Raw genomic sequence first — 14,432 nt, 5'->3', positions numbered from 1 at the left:
TCCGGGCATGCCGTCAGCCGGATCAGCAGCCACCGCCGTCGTCGTCCTCGCCGGGTTCGCAGGAGGCGCCGCCGTCCTCGGCACCTCGGCGTCCGCCGCGCCGGACGCCGGCCCGTCGTCCGTCACCTCCGGCCACCTCGCCCACCACGACGACTCCGCCTCGCCGCTCGTCACCGTCGCCGCGCGGACGGCCACGGTGAAGATCGTCGACAACCGCTTCGTGCCGTCGAACCTCAGCGTGAGGAAGGGCACGAAGGTCAAGTGGGTCTGGGCCGGTCGCGGCACCCACAACGCCCGCGCCGCCTCCGGCCCCACGCGGTTCGACTCGGGCCTGCGGTCCTCGGGCTCGTACTCCCGGACCCTCTCGAAGAAGGGCACCTACACCGTGGTCTGCGACCCGCACCTGCCGCACATGAAGATGAAGATCAAGGTGCGGTAGCCCGGCCGGGGGCGCACACGGACGCGGGCCCCGCCGCTCGACCCACCGCGACCCGATCTGCGCGCCATGCGGCCCGCCCGCCCGCGAGCCGATCGGCGCGCCTCCCGCGGGTCAGTACCCCGCGAAGTGGTCGGTCTTCACCCGCCGGACCCCGAGCGCCCGCAGCGCGCCGCGGACCGCATCGACCATCGCGGGCGGCCCCGACACGAGCGCCGACCGCGACGCCGCGTCCGGGACCGCGCCGCGCAGGACCTCCTGCGTGACCAGCCCGGCGGCGACGTGCGTCCAGCCGGCGGGGAGGTCCGCGGGCCGCTCGGGGCTGACGACCACGACGGGGACGCCCGCGGCGACCAGGTCGTCGCGGTACGGCAGGCCCTCCGCCGGGCCCAGCCCGAGGACGAGCACGACGTCGCGCACGCCCTCCGCCGCCCGCCCGGCCGCGGCCGCCGCCGTCTCGTCCCGCAGCTGGCTGACGAACGGCGTCACGCCGATCCCGCCGGCAACGAGCAGCACGGGGCGCGACCGGTCGCGCGGCAGCAGGAAGTCGCCGGCGACCGTCGCCGCGGTCAGGGTCGTCCCGGGCGTGAGCGCGGCGAGCGCCCGCTTGTAGCTGCTGCCCTCCGGCGACTCGCGCACGCCGAACGCCACGGTCTCCCGGTCGGCCGGCGCGGACGCGATCGTGAAGACCCGGCGCGTCCCGCGGGCGTCCGCGCCGTCGTGCGGCAGGACGAGCTCGGCGTACTGCCCGGCGGAGAACGACACCGGGCGCACCGGGGCGAACCGGTACTCCCAGCTCGACGGGCCCAGCTGCTGACGCCCGAGGTACCGCAGCCGCACGCCCCGGCGCTGCCCGAACGCGAAGGCGACGACGTTGCCGAGGACGAGGGCCAGCTCGGGCGTCATCGCGACCGACCCCACGTGGAGCGACGGCGTGGCGAACAGCACCCCGACGAGGACCGCGATCCCGAGCTGCTGCCACCGGCGCGGCGGGAGCGTCAGGGGCTCGGTGAGCATGAACGCCGCGAGGAACACGATCGGGTACGACGTGAACGCCTGCTCGATCGCGTCGCCCGTCGCGACGCCGTCGCCGGTCAGGCGCAGGACCACGATCGCGCCGGCGACCAGGACGAACGTCAGCGCGAGCGTCGAGCGCCGCGTGCGCAGCAGCAGGACGAGCGCCGCCGCCAGGACGTAGAAGCGGAGCTCCTCACCCGCGACCCACCACGTCGGGGTCGCGCCGAGCTCGAGGACCCCGACGGCGACGGCACCCGCGGCCGCCGGGTTCAGCACGTGCCGGCCGCGCACGGCGAGGACGTACTTCGCCGCGGTCGCGACGACCGCGGCCGCCGCGAGGACGAGCAGGTCGCCGCCCTCGGTCGTCGGCCAGAAGAGGAAGTACAGGAGCAGCCCCGTGATCACGGCCGACTCCCCGTGCGGACGGACGCGCGCGAGCGGCGCGATCGCCCGGTTGGCGACGTAGCTCACGCCGACCGCGATCCCGAGGCTCGCGAGCAGCTGGTCGACGTCGTAACGCAGGCCGTCGGTCACCGACAGCACCAGCGAGACGCCGACGAGCGCCGACAGCAACGCGATGATCAGGCGGTACGTCGGGATCCGTCCGAGCCGCCGGTCGAGGGGCCCGAGCAGCCGGCCTGCCACCTCGGAGAACGCACCGACGGTGCTGCGCAGCGGGTCCTGCCCGCGGACGTCCGGGGCCTCCGCGGTGCTCATGCGCCCGCCTCCTGCCGGATCCGCTCCGCGGCCTCGTTGAACCCCTCGCCGGTCAGCGACGAGCCGGCCACGGCGTCGACCCGCAGGGAGCTCAGCGGACGGCCGACGACGACCTGCCCGATGCCGCCGACGAACTGGTCCTGGAACTGCTTCGACGGCCCGCCGCTCGCCCCGGGCGTCACGTCGACCGCCGTGACGCGGTCGCCGGCGACGGTCAGGGACACCGACACGGTCTCCTTCCCCGCCGGCGACTGGTACGAGCCGGACGCCTCGTAGGTGCCGTCGGCGTAGGTGCCGGACGACGCGGCCGGGGCCGCCCCCGCGGAGGTCGTGGTGGCCCCTGACGCCGGGGCGGCCGCGGTGGACGCGGTACCGGTGTCGCCGGGCGGCGCACCGCTCCCGGCCGAGGCGGGGTCGTCGTTCGACGCGGCCGCGCTGAGCGCGGCACCCAGCCCGATGGCGAGCAGGGCGGCGACGAGCGGACGGTCGGGAAGTCGGGGCATCTGGGAGCGTCGTGGGGGTCGTGGGGCCGGGCGGTCGTGCCCGGTCGCCGACCACGATCCCAGGCACTCCGTAAGGAGCCCCTAAGCGGATGGACGCCACATCGTGACCACGCCGGGGCGGCCGCATGGGAACGCGGTCCGGGTCGCCCCCCGACCCGCTCCTGAGACGCCGTCCGCACCCGCGCTCACCCCACCGCTCACCCCACCCTTGTGTGACTCTCCGCAATCGCCTAGGGTGGCGTCCGAAATCGGAACACCGCCGTGCCGGCCGCTCCCCACGGTTCGCGACGACGGCCCCCACCCGGCCACCCCGTCCCTCGTCGAGAACGGAGCCGCCCCGCCAGGAGGGGCGTGCTCTCCCCAGGAGCCCGAGCATGACCCCGACACCCTCCGCGGTACGCCCACCCCGGGCGGCACGCGCGACCACCGCCACCGCCGCACTCGTCGCCGCCCTGGCGACGCTGCTCGTCCTCGGTTCAGCGGCGCAGGCCGCGCCGTTCACCAAGCGCTACGGCGCGAACGTCCGCGGCGACATCACGTTCGCCGCCAACGGGCTCGTGACGTGCCCCACCGCGACGGCGGGGTGCGCGGACGCGCAGAACGGCGTCGGGGCCGCCGGGGCGAACGGGCCGCTGAACAACAACGGCTACGGCAACACGATGGTCTACATCGACACGGACGGCGACGCCTCGACCGACAACTCGTCGTCCGCGGACCTGAACGTCCCGGCCGGCGCGACCGTCGAGACCGCCCGGTTGTACTGGGGTGGCGCGCGCCTGACCGGCGCCACCGCGGCGACGTTCGGGACCGCGAAGATCAAGGCCGGGACCGGGGCGTACACGACCGTCACCGCCGACGCGGCCGACATCGACACCACGACCAACGGCGTCTTCCAGGCGTCGGCGGACGTCACGGCACTCGTCCAGGCCGGTGGCTCCGGCGCCTACACCGTCGGCGGCATCGCGGTCTCGCGCCAGCGGGACAACGCCGACCACGGCGGGTGGACCCTGGTCGTGGCCTACCGCGACGCGTCCCTGCCCCGGCGCAACCTGACGATCTTCAACGGCAGCGCCGTCATCGCCAACGGCGCGCCACAGACGATCACGATCGACGGCTTCCAGGCCCCGGCCTCCGGCGTGGTCGGGGCCCGGCTGGGCTTCGTCGCCTACGAGGGCGACCTCGGCACCACCGGCGACCACGCGCGACTGAACGGCGCGGACGACACCTTCGGCCTGTCCGACGCCGCCACGCCGATCAACAACTCGTTCAACGGCGGCATCTCGCGGTTCGGCGTCGCCTCGACGGACCGGACCCCCGCGTTCGTCAACAACTTCGGGTACGACTCCAAGCTGTTCACCGTCCCCGAGGGGCGGATCCTGAACGGGGCCACCGGCGCCACGATCCGGCTCGACACCACCCAGGACCAGTACTACCCGGGCGTCGTCACCACCTCGCTGCTGCTCAACGACGTCCAGACGACGAAGCGCTTCCGCAACGTCACGCACCCGGGCGCGAACGTCGTCGCCGGTGACGTCCTCGAGTACGAGATCGAGACGACGAACGGCGACGGCGTCGGGACCGCCGTCCCGGACGCCCAGAACGTGTCCGTGACGGACGCGGTGCCGGCGAACACCGCCTACGTGCCGGGCTCCCTGCAGGTGGTCGACAACCCGCAGGCCTCCGTCGAGGGCGCCAAGACCGACGCGGTGGCCGACGACCAGGCCGAGGCGGCCGGCGGCACCACGACCTTCCGGATCGGCCGCGGCGCGACCGGCGGGACCGGCGGGACGCTCCAGAACGGCGACGTCGCGACGGTGCGCTTCCGCGTGAAGGTGAACGCGGGCGTCGCCGCCGGCACCGCGATCACCAACAAGGCCTCGGTGTCGTACCTGCCCGACACGCCCGGCGGCGCGCCGACGACGGTCGACACCAACCAGGTCGACTCGAACGGCCCGGGCACGATCCCGACGCCCGCCGCCCCGGCGATCACGCTGGCCACGCCGGCCCCGGACGCCACGAAGCTCGTCGGCACCGTCACGTCGCCCGGCTCCGGGCCCGCCACGGCGACGCCCTGCACGGCGACGATCACGCTGCCGGGCGGGCCGCTGGCCGTCCCCGCCACGCTCGTCGGCTCCGCTGCGGCCGGCTACCGCTGCGAGGCGGACGTCCCGAACACGCTGGCGCCGGGGACCTACCCGGTCTCGGTGACCTACAGCGACTACGACGGCCGCCCCGCGACCTCGACCAGCTCCCTCACCATCACGGCGCCTCCGACGGTGACGATCCCGACCCCGGCCGCCGGCACGCGCGTCGGCGTCGACGCGGTCGGGACCGTCGACTTCGACTGCACGACGCCGGGCGGACCGGCGACCACGGACCCGTGCGTCGCCACCGTCCAGCGCGCCGGTGACCCGGCGACCTCGATCGCGGACGGCGGCACGCTGCCGACCGGGACCTCCGGCGTCTACACGATCACCGCGACCGTGACCGACGCCCTCGGCCGCACGGCCACCGCGACCCGCACGTACGAGGTCTTCGCGGCCCCGACCGCGTCCATCACGGTGCCGACGACCCCGATCCGGCAGAACGCCGGCGTCGCCGGGACGTTCGAGTGCAACGCGCCGGCGGGCATCCAGACCTGCACGACGACCATCCAGCGCCCCGACGGCACGACGGGCCCGTTCACCAGCGGCAACAACCTGCCGACGGACCAGACCGGCACCTACACGGTGACCACGACGGTCGTCGACACGATCGGGCAGACGACGGTGGTGACGGCGACCTACGTGGTCCCGACCGCCCCGACGGTCGTCATCGTCTCCCCCGCCGCGGGCTCGCGCCTGGGCGTCGGCTCGACGACGACGCTGTTCGACGCGAACTGCGCGGCGCAGGCCGGGGTCAAGTCCTGCACCTCGACCGTCGCCCGCCCGGGCGGCACGACGTCGGCCATCGTCGACGACGACCCGCTGCCGACGGCGGTGCCCGGCGTCTACACGCTGACCTCGACGGTCGAGGACAACGTCGGCGTGACGCGGACCGTGAGCCGGACCTACGAGGTCTTCGCCGGACCGGACGCGACGCTCACGGTGCCGACGGCCCCGGTCAAGCAGGGCGCCACGCCGACGGCCGCGTTCGCGTGCACCGCCCCGGCGGGCGTCGACACGTGCGAGGGCTCCGTGAAGCGGCCGGACGGCACGGTCGTCCCGCTGAGCAACGGCGGCACGCTGCCGACGAACGCCGTGGGCACCTACACCGTCACGGTGAAGGTCGTCGACGACATCGGCCAGACGAAGACCATCACGAAGACCTACGTGGTCCCGGGTGCCCCGTCGGTCACCATCACCGGCCCGGACGCCGGGACGCGCCTGGCGCAGGGTGCCTCGGCCCCCGTCGCGTTCGGGTGCGACGCCCCCGGTGGCCTCGACAGCTGCGCCGCCTCGGTGACCCTGCCGGACGGCACGAACGTGCCGATCAAGAACGGGGACCCGTTGCCGACGCAGGCGCCGGGCGTCCACACGATCACCGCGACGGTCAAGGACCAGGCCGGCAACGTGCAGACGGTCACCCGGACGTACGAGGTGTTCGGGCCCCCGGTCGCCGCGGCGACGGTGCCGTCCGCCCCGGTGACGGCCGGCGCCAAGGCGACCGCCGACGTCGGCTGCACCGCCCCGGCGGGCGTGGCCTCGTGCGACGCGACGATCAAGCTCCCCGACGGCACGGTCGTGCCGTACGCCGCGGGCGGCGCGCTGCCGACGAAGCTGGTGGGCACCTACACGGTGAGCGTCACCGTCGTCGACCAGCTCGGGCAGAAGGCGACGGTCACGAAGACCTACGTCGTGCAGGCCGCGGCCAAGCCGGACACCCCGGCCGCCGAGCCCGGTGAGCTCGTCGTCACGAAGGTCCTGAGCGCGAAGTCCCTGCGCCCGGGCCAGGTGCTGTCGGTGAAGATCCGGCTGCGCAACGACGGCGGAACCACGCTCCGGAACGTCCGGGTCTGCGAGTCGATCCCGGCCGGCCTGAAGTACGTCTCCTCCAACCCGAAGGCGACGCTGGTGAACGGTCAGCGCTGCTGGACGATCAAGCGCCTCGCCCCGGGCCAGAAGGCCGCGGTCACCTACAAGGCCCGCGCGCTGAACCGCCCGGGCACCGTCGAGACGAAGGCCACCGGTCGCGCCACCGGCGTCAAGGCCGACGTCGCGCGGGCGAAGGTCCGCATCCTGCCGTCGCGCTCCGCCGCGCCGGCCGGCGGCGTCACCGGCTGACCGCCGGACGAGCGTGGCGGGTCCGGGGCCGTGAGGTCCCGGGCCCGGCCGCGCGGCGGGCGGCGTGGCCGGCGGGTGTTCCGTGTCGGATCGTGTACCGCGGAGGTACCGAACCCGACACGGAGCGGGGCGGTGTCCGGCCGATGAACGGTCGTCGCGCCTCAGGATCACCCACTCGGGTGATGACGCGCAGACGCTCGTGTGGGACCTTCGCGGGATGCGTCCCCCATGCGCCCGACGACCCCTGCCCGCACCCCGGGACGGGGGTCGGAGATCCCGCCGATCAGGACTCGTCGCCGGCTCCCTGACCCTGGGCCTCGCGATCGCCGGCGTCGCGGCCCCGCAGGCGTCGGCCCGGGCCGTCCTGTCGGCCGACAACGACCCCGTCCAGCTCGGGCCCTTCAACCCGGACCACGCGTCGGTCGGCACGCTCGTCCTGCGCAACACCTCCGACGGCGGGGGCGAGCGGCTGAACATCTCGGCGTTCCCGGAGAGCCCGCTGCGGTTCACGGACTGCAACAGCCAGGGCGGCACGCAGATCGAGATCGACCAGACGCGGAACTGCACGATCGCCGTGACCGGCACCGGCCTCGCCGAGGGCGCGTCGTTCGAGCGCGACGCCCGGATCGACTCGGTCACCGCCGGCGTCGGGTCGGGCATCCAGCCCCGCAACAGCATCACGGTGACGGTGCGCGGCACGATCGACCGGCTCCCGCCGCCGGTGCCGACGTTCTCCCAGCAGCCGACGGCGAACACGACCGACACCACGCCCGCGTTCGCATGGTCGTCGCCGGGCGCCGCGCGCTACGAGTGCCGCCTGGACGACGTCGACGTCGCCTGCGGCACGAGCTACACGACCGCCACGCTGCAGACCGGCTCGCACACCTTCGAGGTCCGCGCGCTCGACGCCGCCGACAACCCGTCCTCGTACCGGACCGCCACGTTCCGCGTCCTGAAGCCCGGGCCCGGGGTCCCGGACCTCGACGTCACGAGCATCGACTTCGGCCTGCGCCGCACCACCGGAGGGCCCCGGGTCGTCACCGTGTTCAACGAGGGCAGCGAGGACCTGCGGATCGGCTCGCCGAGCGTCGGCGCGCCGTTCGGGCTCACCGACACCTGCCCGACCGACCTCCCGGCGGGCGACACCTGCACGGTCACGTTCCGCTACGCCGGGCCGCCGTCCGGGACGCAGGCCGGGTCGGTCGACCTCGCCCCGAACGCCGCCGGCGGCGACGTGTCCCTGGCCGTCGACGGTCGTTCACCGGTGGTCGCCCCGACCCTCGGCGACCCCACGGCGCCGAGCGAGACCTCCCGGACGTTCGCGTTCGCCGGCACGGAGCCCGACGTCAAGCGCCTGGAGTGCTCGATCGACAGCACGACCGTCTACACGACGTGCACCTCGCCCACGACGCGCGGCCCGCTCGCCGACGGCGACCACACCTTCCGGGTGCGCCAGGTGACGGTCGACGACGTCACGTCGCCGGTCGCGTCGCGGACGTTCCGGGTCGCCCGGGTCCCCGTCGTCGCCACGTCGCCGACGCTGACCCCCGACGACCCGTCCCGTCGCGCGGGAAGCCGCTTCTCGGTCGCGGGCGGGACGTTCACCGGCACCACCCCGCTGAGCACCGCGATCACGTGGGAGCGCTGCCAGGGCGGCTCGTGCACGACGATCCCCGACGCGAGCGGCGACACCTACTCGGCCACCCCCGACGACGTCGGCTTCGGGCTGCGCGCCGTCCGGACCGGCACGAACGAGGCCGGCTCGACCGCGTCGCCCACCTCGACGACCGACGCGATCCGGCCGCCGCTGGAGGCCCCCGACGTCGCGGGGCCCGTCGCGGGGGAGACGAACGCGACCCAGCGGTTCACCTGGGACGGCACCGAGGCCGACGTCGCGCGCTTCGAGTGCTCCGACGACGGCGCGACGTTCGCGACCTGCACGTCGCCGACGACCCTCACCGGCCTGCCCGACGGCGACCGGACGTTCGCCGTCCGGCAGGTCGCGGCCGACGGCGTGGTCTCCCCCGCGCGCACCGTCGACTACCGCGTCGCGTTCCCGGTCCGCAGCACCGCCCCGCCGGTCATCACCCCGGAGAACGCGTCGCGGAACCCGGGCAGCCGGTTCACGGTGACGCCGGGCGCGTACGAGGGCACCGCGACGATCGCGGTCACCGAACAGTGGGAGCGCTGCACCGCCGCGGGCTGCGTGCCGGTGACGGGCGCGACCGGTCCGACCTACACGACGTCCTCCGACGACGTCGGCGCCACGCTCCGTGTCGTCGAGACCGCGACGAACGAGCTCGGCCCGCTCCGCACCACGACCGCCGAGACGGACCCGATCGTCGCGGTGCCGGTCCCGGGCCCGACGGTCGGTCCCGCCGGCGGGACCACCGAGCTCCCGTCGCCGGGCGCGCTGCCGCTCGGGAGGATCAGCGCCTCCGGGATCGGTGCGCGGCTGACGCTGACGACGACCGTCCCGGGCGGCGGGACCATCGAGGCCGTGGCCACCCACACCCGACCGTCGAACCGCGCCCTCCCGCGCGCGAAGAGCGTCCTCGTCCCGGGGCGCGGCCGCTTCGTCTACGCCCGCCAGGCGCCGACGAAGGTGCAGGCGGGCGGCCGCGTCACGCTCCGCCTGGTGCGCACCGCCGAGGGTCGACGCGCGAGGTTCGCGTCGAAGACGATCGCGCTCCGCGTCGTCGTCCACTTCACGCGCGACGGCGGGCGGACGGCGAGGAGCGTCCGGACGGTGCGGGTGCGGATCCGGCGCTGAGGGTCAGCGCCGGCGCTGGTGCCACTCGTTGAACAGCAACCACATGAGGTAGACGCCGCCGACCGCGCCGGTCATCACGCCGACCGGCAGCGGGGTCGACGGGAACACGCGCTGGGCGGCGAGGTCGCTGGCCGCCAGGAGCAGGCCGCCCATCAGGGCCGAGGGGATCAGGCCCGGGCCCGTCGCCCCGGTCAGTCGGCGGGCGAGCTGGGGCGCCGCGAGCGCCACGAACGCGACGGGACCGGTCGACGCGGTCGCGACCGCCGCGAGCGCCACGCCGACCGCGACGAGCGCGAGGCGCGAGCGTTCCGTCGACACGCCGAGCGCCGCGGCGGTGTCGTCGCCCATCTCGAGCATCCGCAGGCTGCGGCCGGCCACCAGCGCGCAGGGCACCAGCACCGCGAGGGCGATCCCCACGGGCACGACGTGCTCCCAACCCCGACCGTTGAGGCTGCCGACGAGCCACAGCCGGGCGCTCTGCGACGTCTCGAGCGAGACCTTCGTCAGCAGGAACGCGGTGGTCGACGCCAGCAGGGTCGAGAAGCCGATCCCGATCAGCACGATCCGGTACCCCTGCGTGCCGCCGGCCCGTTGCGCGAGCAGCATCACCGCCGCCGCGACCGCGAAGCCGCCGAAGACCGCGCCGCCGGCGATCGCCAGCGTCCCGCCGCCGAACACGGCGATCTGGAGCACCGCCCCGACCGCCGCGCCCTGGGTGAAGCCGATCACGTCGGGACTGCCCAGCGGGTTGCGGGTGAGGCTCTGGAAGATCGCCCCGGCGACCCCGAGCGCCGCGCCGCAGAAGAGGGCATCGAGCAGCCGCGGCAGGCGGAGCTCGCTGATGATCACGTCGGCGCCCGGGGGTCCGTTCCCCACGATCGTGTCGAGGACCTCCCCCACCGACAGCTCGAAGTCTCCGGTGCCGATCGCGAAGACCCCGACCACCGCGGCGAGCACGAGGAGGATCCCGCCGACGACCATCGATCGCGGGTCGACGCGCAGCGAGATCCGGTCGCCGCGCAGGCGGATCACGCCGCCACGGAGCTCGACGCGCCGCCCGCTCACAGCTGCGCGATCCGGCGACGGCTGACGAGGGCGATGAAGAACGGCGCGCCGATGAACGCGGTGACGACCGCGACCTGGACCTCGCCGGGCGGGTCGATCAGGCGCCCGATGACGTCGGCGGTCAGGAGCAGCGCCGCGCCGAGGACCGCCGAGTAGGGGACGATCCACCGCTGGTCGGGGCCCGTGATCGCCCGCGCGACGTGCGGGACGGTCAGGCCGACGAACGCGATCGGTCCGGCGGCGGCGGTCGCGGCACCGCTGAGCGCGGTGATCGCGAGCAGCGACAGCGCACGGATCCGCCCCGGTCGGGCACCGAGCGCCCGGCCGGTGTCGTCGCCCAGCGCGAGGACGTTCAGCGATCGCGTCAGCAGCACCGCGAGCACGAGGCCGGGGACGATGAACCAGGCCATCTGCCGCACGAGCGACACGTCGCGCCCGCTCAGCGCGCCGACCTCCCAGTAGCGGAACTGCTCGAACACCTGCGGCTTCAGCAGCACCATCGCGGCGATGAACGCGGTCAGCGCGGCGGTCACCGCGACGCCCGCGAGCGCGAGCCGCACCGGCGACGCCCCCGATCCTCCCCCGGCGCCCAGCGCGTAGACGACGAGCGACACGACCGCGGCACCGAGGAACGCGAACCACACGTACTCGCTGGGCGTCGTCAGTCCGAGCGTCGCCATCGCGATGACGACCGCGGTGGCCGCACCGGCGTTCACGCCGAGCAGCCCGGGGTCCGCGAGCGGGTTCCTGGTCAGCGCCTGCATCAGCGCACCGGCCACGCCGAGGGCCGCGCCGACGAGCAGCCCGAGCAGCGTCCGGGGCACGCGGCCCTCGCGGACGAGGCGCTCCGGGACGGTCGTCGCGTCGTGCCACAGCGCGTGCCAGACCTCGTGCGGCGGGATCGACCGGGCGCCGAGCGCCAGGCTCGCCAGCATCGCGGCCAGCAGGACGACGATCGCCGCGAGCAGCCCGATCGCCCGGACGCCCCACCCGCGGCGGCCCGTCACGGGGGCGGCCGGCTCCTGCGGCGGGCGACCGACGGTGTCGACGGCGACGCTCACGGGCGGGGCCTCGCGGTCGCGTCGTCCAGCGACGTCGTGCCGAGCACCCGGATCAGGCCCTCGGCCAGGCCGCCACGCCAGCAGAACGCGTCGTGGCCGCCCTCGTACTCGTGGAGCTCGTGCTCGACCCCGGCCTCGGCGAGCGCAGCGCGAAGGGCGTGGTGGGAGCGCAGGATGACCCACTCGTCGCGGCCGACCTGGGCGTGGATACGGACGCCGACCGGGGGCCGAGCGCGGAGCCCCTCGACCGTGGGCGGCGGGGCGTCCGGGGCCTCCTGCCCGCCCCACCACAGCGAGGAGGACTGCGCGACGACCGCCCCGACCCGGTCGGGCGCGTGCGACGCGGCCCGCAGGACGGCGAGGCCGCCGAGGCTCTGGCCGGCCAGCACCAGGTGCTCGCGCCCGCCGCCGACCGGGTACCGCTCGCGCATCCAGTCGGGCAGCGTGGCGGTGAGGAGGTCGAGGTGCGGGGCACCCGCCACGGTGTCGGCGGTCCGCGCGTCCGCACCGCCGCCGTCGACCATCAGCGTGATCGTCGGCGGGATCAGTCCGTGGTGGTGCAGCGCGTCGAGGATCGTCGGCGCGTCGCGGCGTCCGGTCCACTCGTCGCCGTCGAGAAGGACCAGGAGGCGGTGGGGCTCGGCCGCGTCCGTCCGCCGGGCGGCGCCCGGTCGGGCCGACCCACCGTCGGCGCCGGTCCCGTCCGCCGCGGCCCGGATCGCGGACCCACCCGCGGTCGCCGGCACGTGCACCCACGCGCGCCGGACCTCCCCCGGGACCCGGGTCGGGACGCGGACCTCCGCGACGACGCCGCGTGCGGCCCCGGCGGGCAGGGTCGAGTGCGGCTGGGGCGGCGCGTCGGGGAGCTCGAGCACCGACAGCGGCGCCGCGCCCCGGTTCCCCGGGAACGTGCGCGGGTTGCGGACGTCCGCCGCCGCCCGGGTCGCCAGCCCGCGCCAGCGTGCGCGCGGACCCTCCGTCGCGTCCTCGACGGGCGTCGCGCCGTCGTCGGCGGCCAGCGCATAGGTGCCGCGCCACGCGGACGACAGCCGGAAGGCGCGCCACCAGACGTCGGTGCCCTGCAGGCGCTCGAGCCCGCTCTCTGCGGGCAGCGACGGGTCGGTCAGCTTGTTGGCGATCAGGACGACCGCGCGGGTGCCGTCGCCCGCCCCGTGGCGGTCGCGCCACAGGAACGTGACGATCCGCTCGCCGGTCGAGCCCACGACGCGGTCCACGAGCGGGGTGCCGCGGATCTCGGCGGCCGCCCAGAACGCCGCCGTGGCGGTCGCCGGGTCGACCCCGCCCGCGATGTCGGCGGCCAGGGCCTCGACGGGCGGCGACGGGACGACCTGCGGCGGCGGGTCCTTCGTCCAGCGGGGTGGGCGGGGCGCCGCGGTCACGCGGGGCGTGGGGCGAGGGTCACCGCGCGGCCCCGCCGGCCAGCGTGCGCTCGATGTCGTCGAGCACCAGCTGCTCGGCCAGGTAGCCGCCGGCGCTCGTCCACGCGGAGCCGTCGACCGGCACGACGTGCCCGGCCTTGTACGCCTTCAGGTCCGTGAACCCGGGGGTGTCCTTGGCGTAGCCGATCGCCTTCTTCGCGGACGCGACGTCGGCCGGCGTCTCCGACACGCCGCCACCGGCGCCGCCGGAGCCCAGCGCGCCGAAGAAGATCCAGTCGCCGTCGAGCGCGTCGATCCGCTCGAGGCTGACCGGCACGGTGTGGCCCGGGCCGCGGCCGCGCTGGAACGACGGGCGCGTCAGACCGAGGTCGTTCAGCACCCGGGGCGCGGCGAGCTCGGACTTCAGGACCGCCGGCAGGCCGATGCCGCCCCAGCGGACGATCGAGATCTCCGCGCCGGCGTTCTTCCCGAGTTTCGCCCTGATCGACGCGATCCGGTCGTCGTAGGCCTGGGTCAGCTTCTTGCCCTCGTCCTGCCGGCCGAGCACGTCGGCGGTCTGCACGAACGCCTGCTTCCAGTCCGCGCCGTTCTTCGACACGAAGACGGTGGGGGCGAACTTCGAGAGCTTGTCGACGATCGAGTCGTCCGGGGTCGCCGTGCCGTCGATGAGGATGACGTCGGGTCGCAGCGCGGCGATCCGCTCGATGTTGGGCTGGCCGAGGATGCCGACGCTCGTGATGTTCCCGGCGCGCTGCTGCAGGTACGCGGCGATCGTGCCCTGCCCGCGGCCGGCGGTCGTCGCGATCGGCTTGGCGCCCAGGGCGACGGCGGCGTCGAGGGTCGGCTCGCTGAGCGCGACGATCCGCTGCGGTCGCGCGGGCAGCTCGAGCTTCGTGCCGCGGGCGTCGGTGTAGCTGCGCGTTCCGCCCTCGACACCGCCGGCGTCCGAGGACCCGCAGGCGGCCAGACCGAGCACCGCGGCGAGCGCGAGGAGCAGCAGGAACGGGCGGGAGAGCGCGGCCGATGATCGATTCGGGCGGTGGAGCAGCACGGGATTCCGGACGTCGGGACGGGTGGGCGACCCCCGCCAGATTCATCTAAGGAGGACCTAACTAGGATACCCAAATTGATGCTATCGTCGCGGTCCGCATCGTGGCGCTCTCCGTCTCAGGCGAACGCGGACGCGCCACACGGTCGT

Annotated in this window: 9 protein-coding genes; 3 read left to right on the top strand and 6 right to left on the bottom strand. The window is 75.1% G+C overall.

Annotated features, from left to right (window positions below; genetic code table 11):
- Nucleotides 1-7: 7 nt before the first annotated feature.
- Entirely contained in the window at nt 8-439 is a 432-nt protein-coding gene (locus PATMI_RS0106955; protein WP_026910355.1) for a cupredoxin domain-containing protein, read from the top strand.
- Between the two features lie 111 nt (nt 440-550).
- Here PATMI_RS0106955 and PATMI_RS0106950 read toward each other — a convergent pair whose 3' ends face one another.
- Complete coding sequence (locus PATMI_RS0106950) at nt 551-2,170, bottom strand: FAD-dependent oxidoreductase (RefSeq protein ID WP_051471160.1); 1,620 nt, start codon at nt 2,168-2,170, stop codon at nt 551-553.
- Entirely contained in the window at nt 2,167-2,673 is a 507-nt protein-coding gene (locus tag PATMI_RS0106945; RefSeq protein WP_026910353.1) for an FMN-binding protein, read from the bottom strand. The genes PATMI_RS0106950 and PATMI_RS0106945 overlap by 4 nt, the downstream gene beginning before the upstream one ends.
- Before the next feature lie 374 nt (nt 2,674-3,047).
- Here PATMI_RS0106945 and PATMI_RS34060 point away from each other — a divergent pair, with 374 nt between their 5' ends.
- A complete protein-coding gene (locus PATMI_RS34060; RefSeq protein ID WP_051471159.1) occupies nt 3,048-6,935 on the top strand; it encodes an Ig-like domain repeat protein in 3,888 nt (1,295 codons plus the stop codon).
- A gap of 217 nt (nt 6,936-7,152) precedes the next feature.
- Nucleotides 7,153-9,708: a hypothetical protein gene (locus PATMI_RS0106935; protein WP_026910352.1), complete on the top strand. Its 2,556-nt coding sequence runs from the start codon at nt 7,153-7,155 to the stop codon at nt 9,706-9,708.
- 3 nt (nt 9,709-9,711) lie between these two features.
- On the opposite strand, the gene PATMI_RS0106930 is transcribed toward PATMI_RS0106935, so the two are convergent.
- From PATMI_RS0106930 to PATMI_RS0106915, 4 genes are read right to left on the bottom strand one after another with little or no spacing between them, the layout of a single operon-like run.
- A complete protein-coding gene (locus PATMI_RS0106930; protein WP_026910351.1) occupies nt 9,712-10,773 on the bottom strand; it encodes a FecCD family ABC transporter permease in 1,062 nt (353 codons plus the stop codon).
- The gene (locus tag PATMI_RS0106925; RefSeq protein ID WP_026910350.1) at nt 10,770-11,834 is read right to left on the bottom strand and encodes a FecCD family ABC transporter permease; all 1,065 of its coding nucleotides are present in this window, start codon (nt 11,832-11,834) and stop codon (nt 10,770-10,772) included. Before PATMI_RS0106925 ends, PATMI_RS0106930 begins: the two co-directional genes overlap by 4 nt.
- Nucleotides 11,831-13,234, bottom strand: a complete 1,404-nt coding sequence (locus tag PATMI_RS28095) for an enterochelin esterase domain-containing protein (RefSeq protein ID WP_051471158.1) — start codon at nt 13,232-13,234, stop codon at nt 11,831-11,833. Before PATMI_RS28095 ends, PATMI_RS0106925 begins: the two co-directional genes overlap by 4 nt.
- Nucleotides 13,235-13,253: 19 nt before the next feature.
- Nucleotides 13,254-14,285: an iron-siderophore ABC transporter substrate-binding protein gene (locus PATMI_RS0106915; protein ID WP_026910349.1), complete on the bottom strand. Its 1,032-nt coding sequence runs from the start codon at nt 14,283-14,285 to the stop codon at nt 13,254-13,256.
- Between the last annotated feature and the right edge of the window lie 147 nt (nt 14,286-14,432).

It is taken from the genome of Patulibacter minatonensis DSM 18081, from assembly GCF_000519325.1.
GTDB lineage: Bacteria > Actinomycetota > Thermoleophilia > Solirubrobacterales > Solirubrobacteraceae > Patulibacter > Patulibacter minatonensis.
Note: the sequence above shows the minus strand (reverse complement) of the source record. Positions and strands in the feature narration are given on the sequence as shown.

What these genes read in the sequence shown, in the direction of transcription:
- PATMI_RS0106955 (WP_026910355.1), top strand. Translation starts at nt 8, where the DNA reads ATGCCGTCAGCCGGATCAGCAGCCACCGCCGTCGTCGTCCTCGCCGGG.
- PATMI_RS0106950 (WP_051471160.1), bottom strand. Translation starts at nt 2,170, where the DNA reads ATGAGCACCGCGGAGGCCCCGGACGTCCGCGGGCAGGACCCGCTGCGC.
- PATMI_RS0106945 (WP_026910353.1), bottom strand. Translation starts at nt 2,673, where the DNA reads ATGCCCCGACTTCCCGACCGTCCGCTCGTCGCCGCCCTGCTCGCCATC.
- PATMI_RS34060 (WP_051471159.1), top strand. Translation starts at nt 3,048, where the DNA reads ATGACCCCGACACCCTCCGCGGTACGCCCACCCCGGGCGGCACGCGCG.
- PATMI_RS0106935 (WP_026910352.1), top strand. Translation starts at nt 7,153, where the DNA reads ATGCGTCCCCCATGCGCCCGACGACCCCTGCCCGCACCCCGGGACGGG.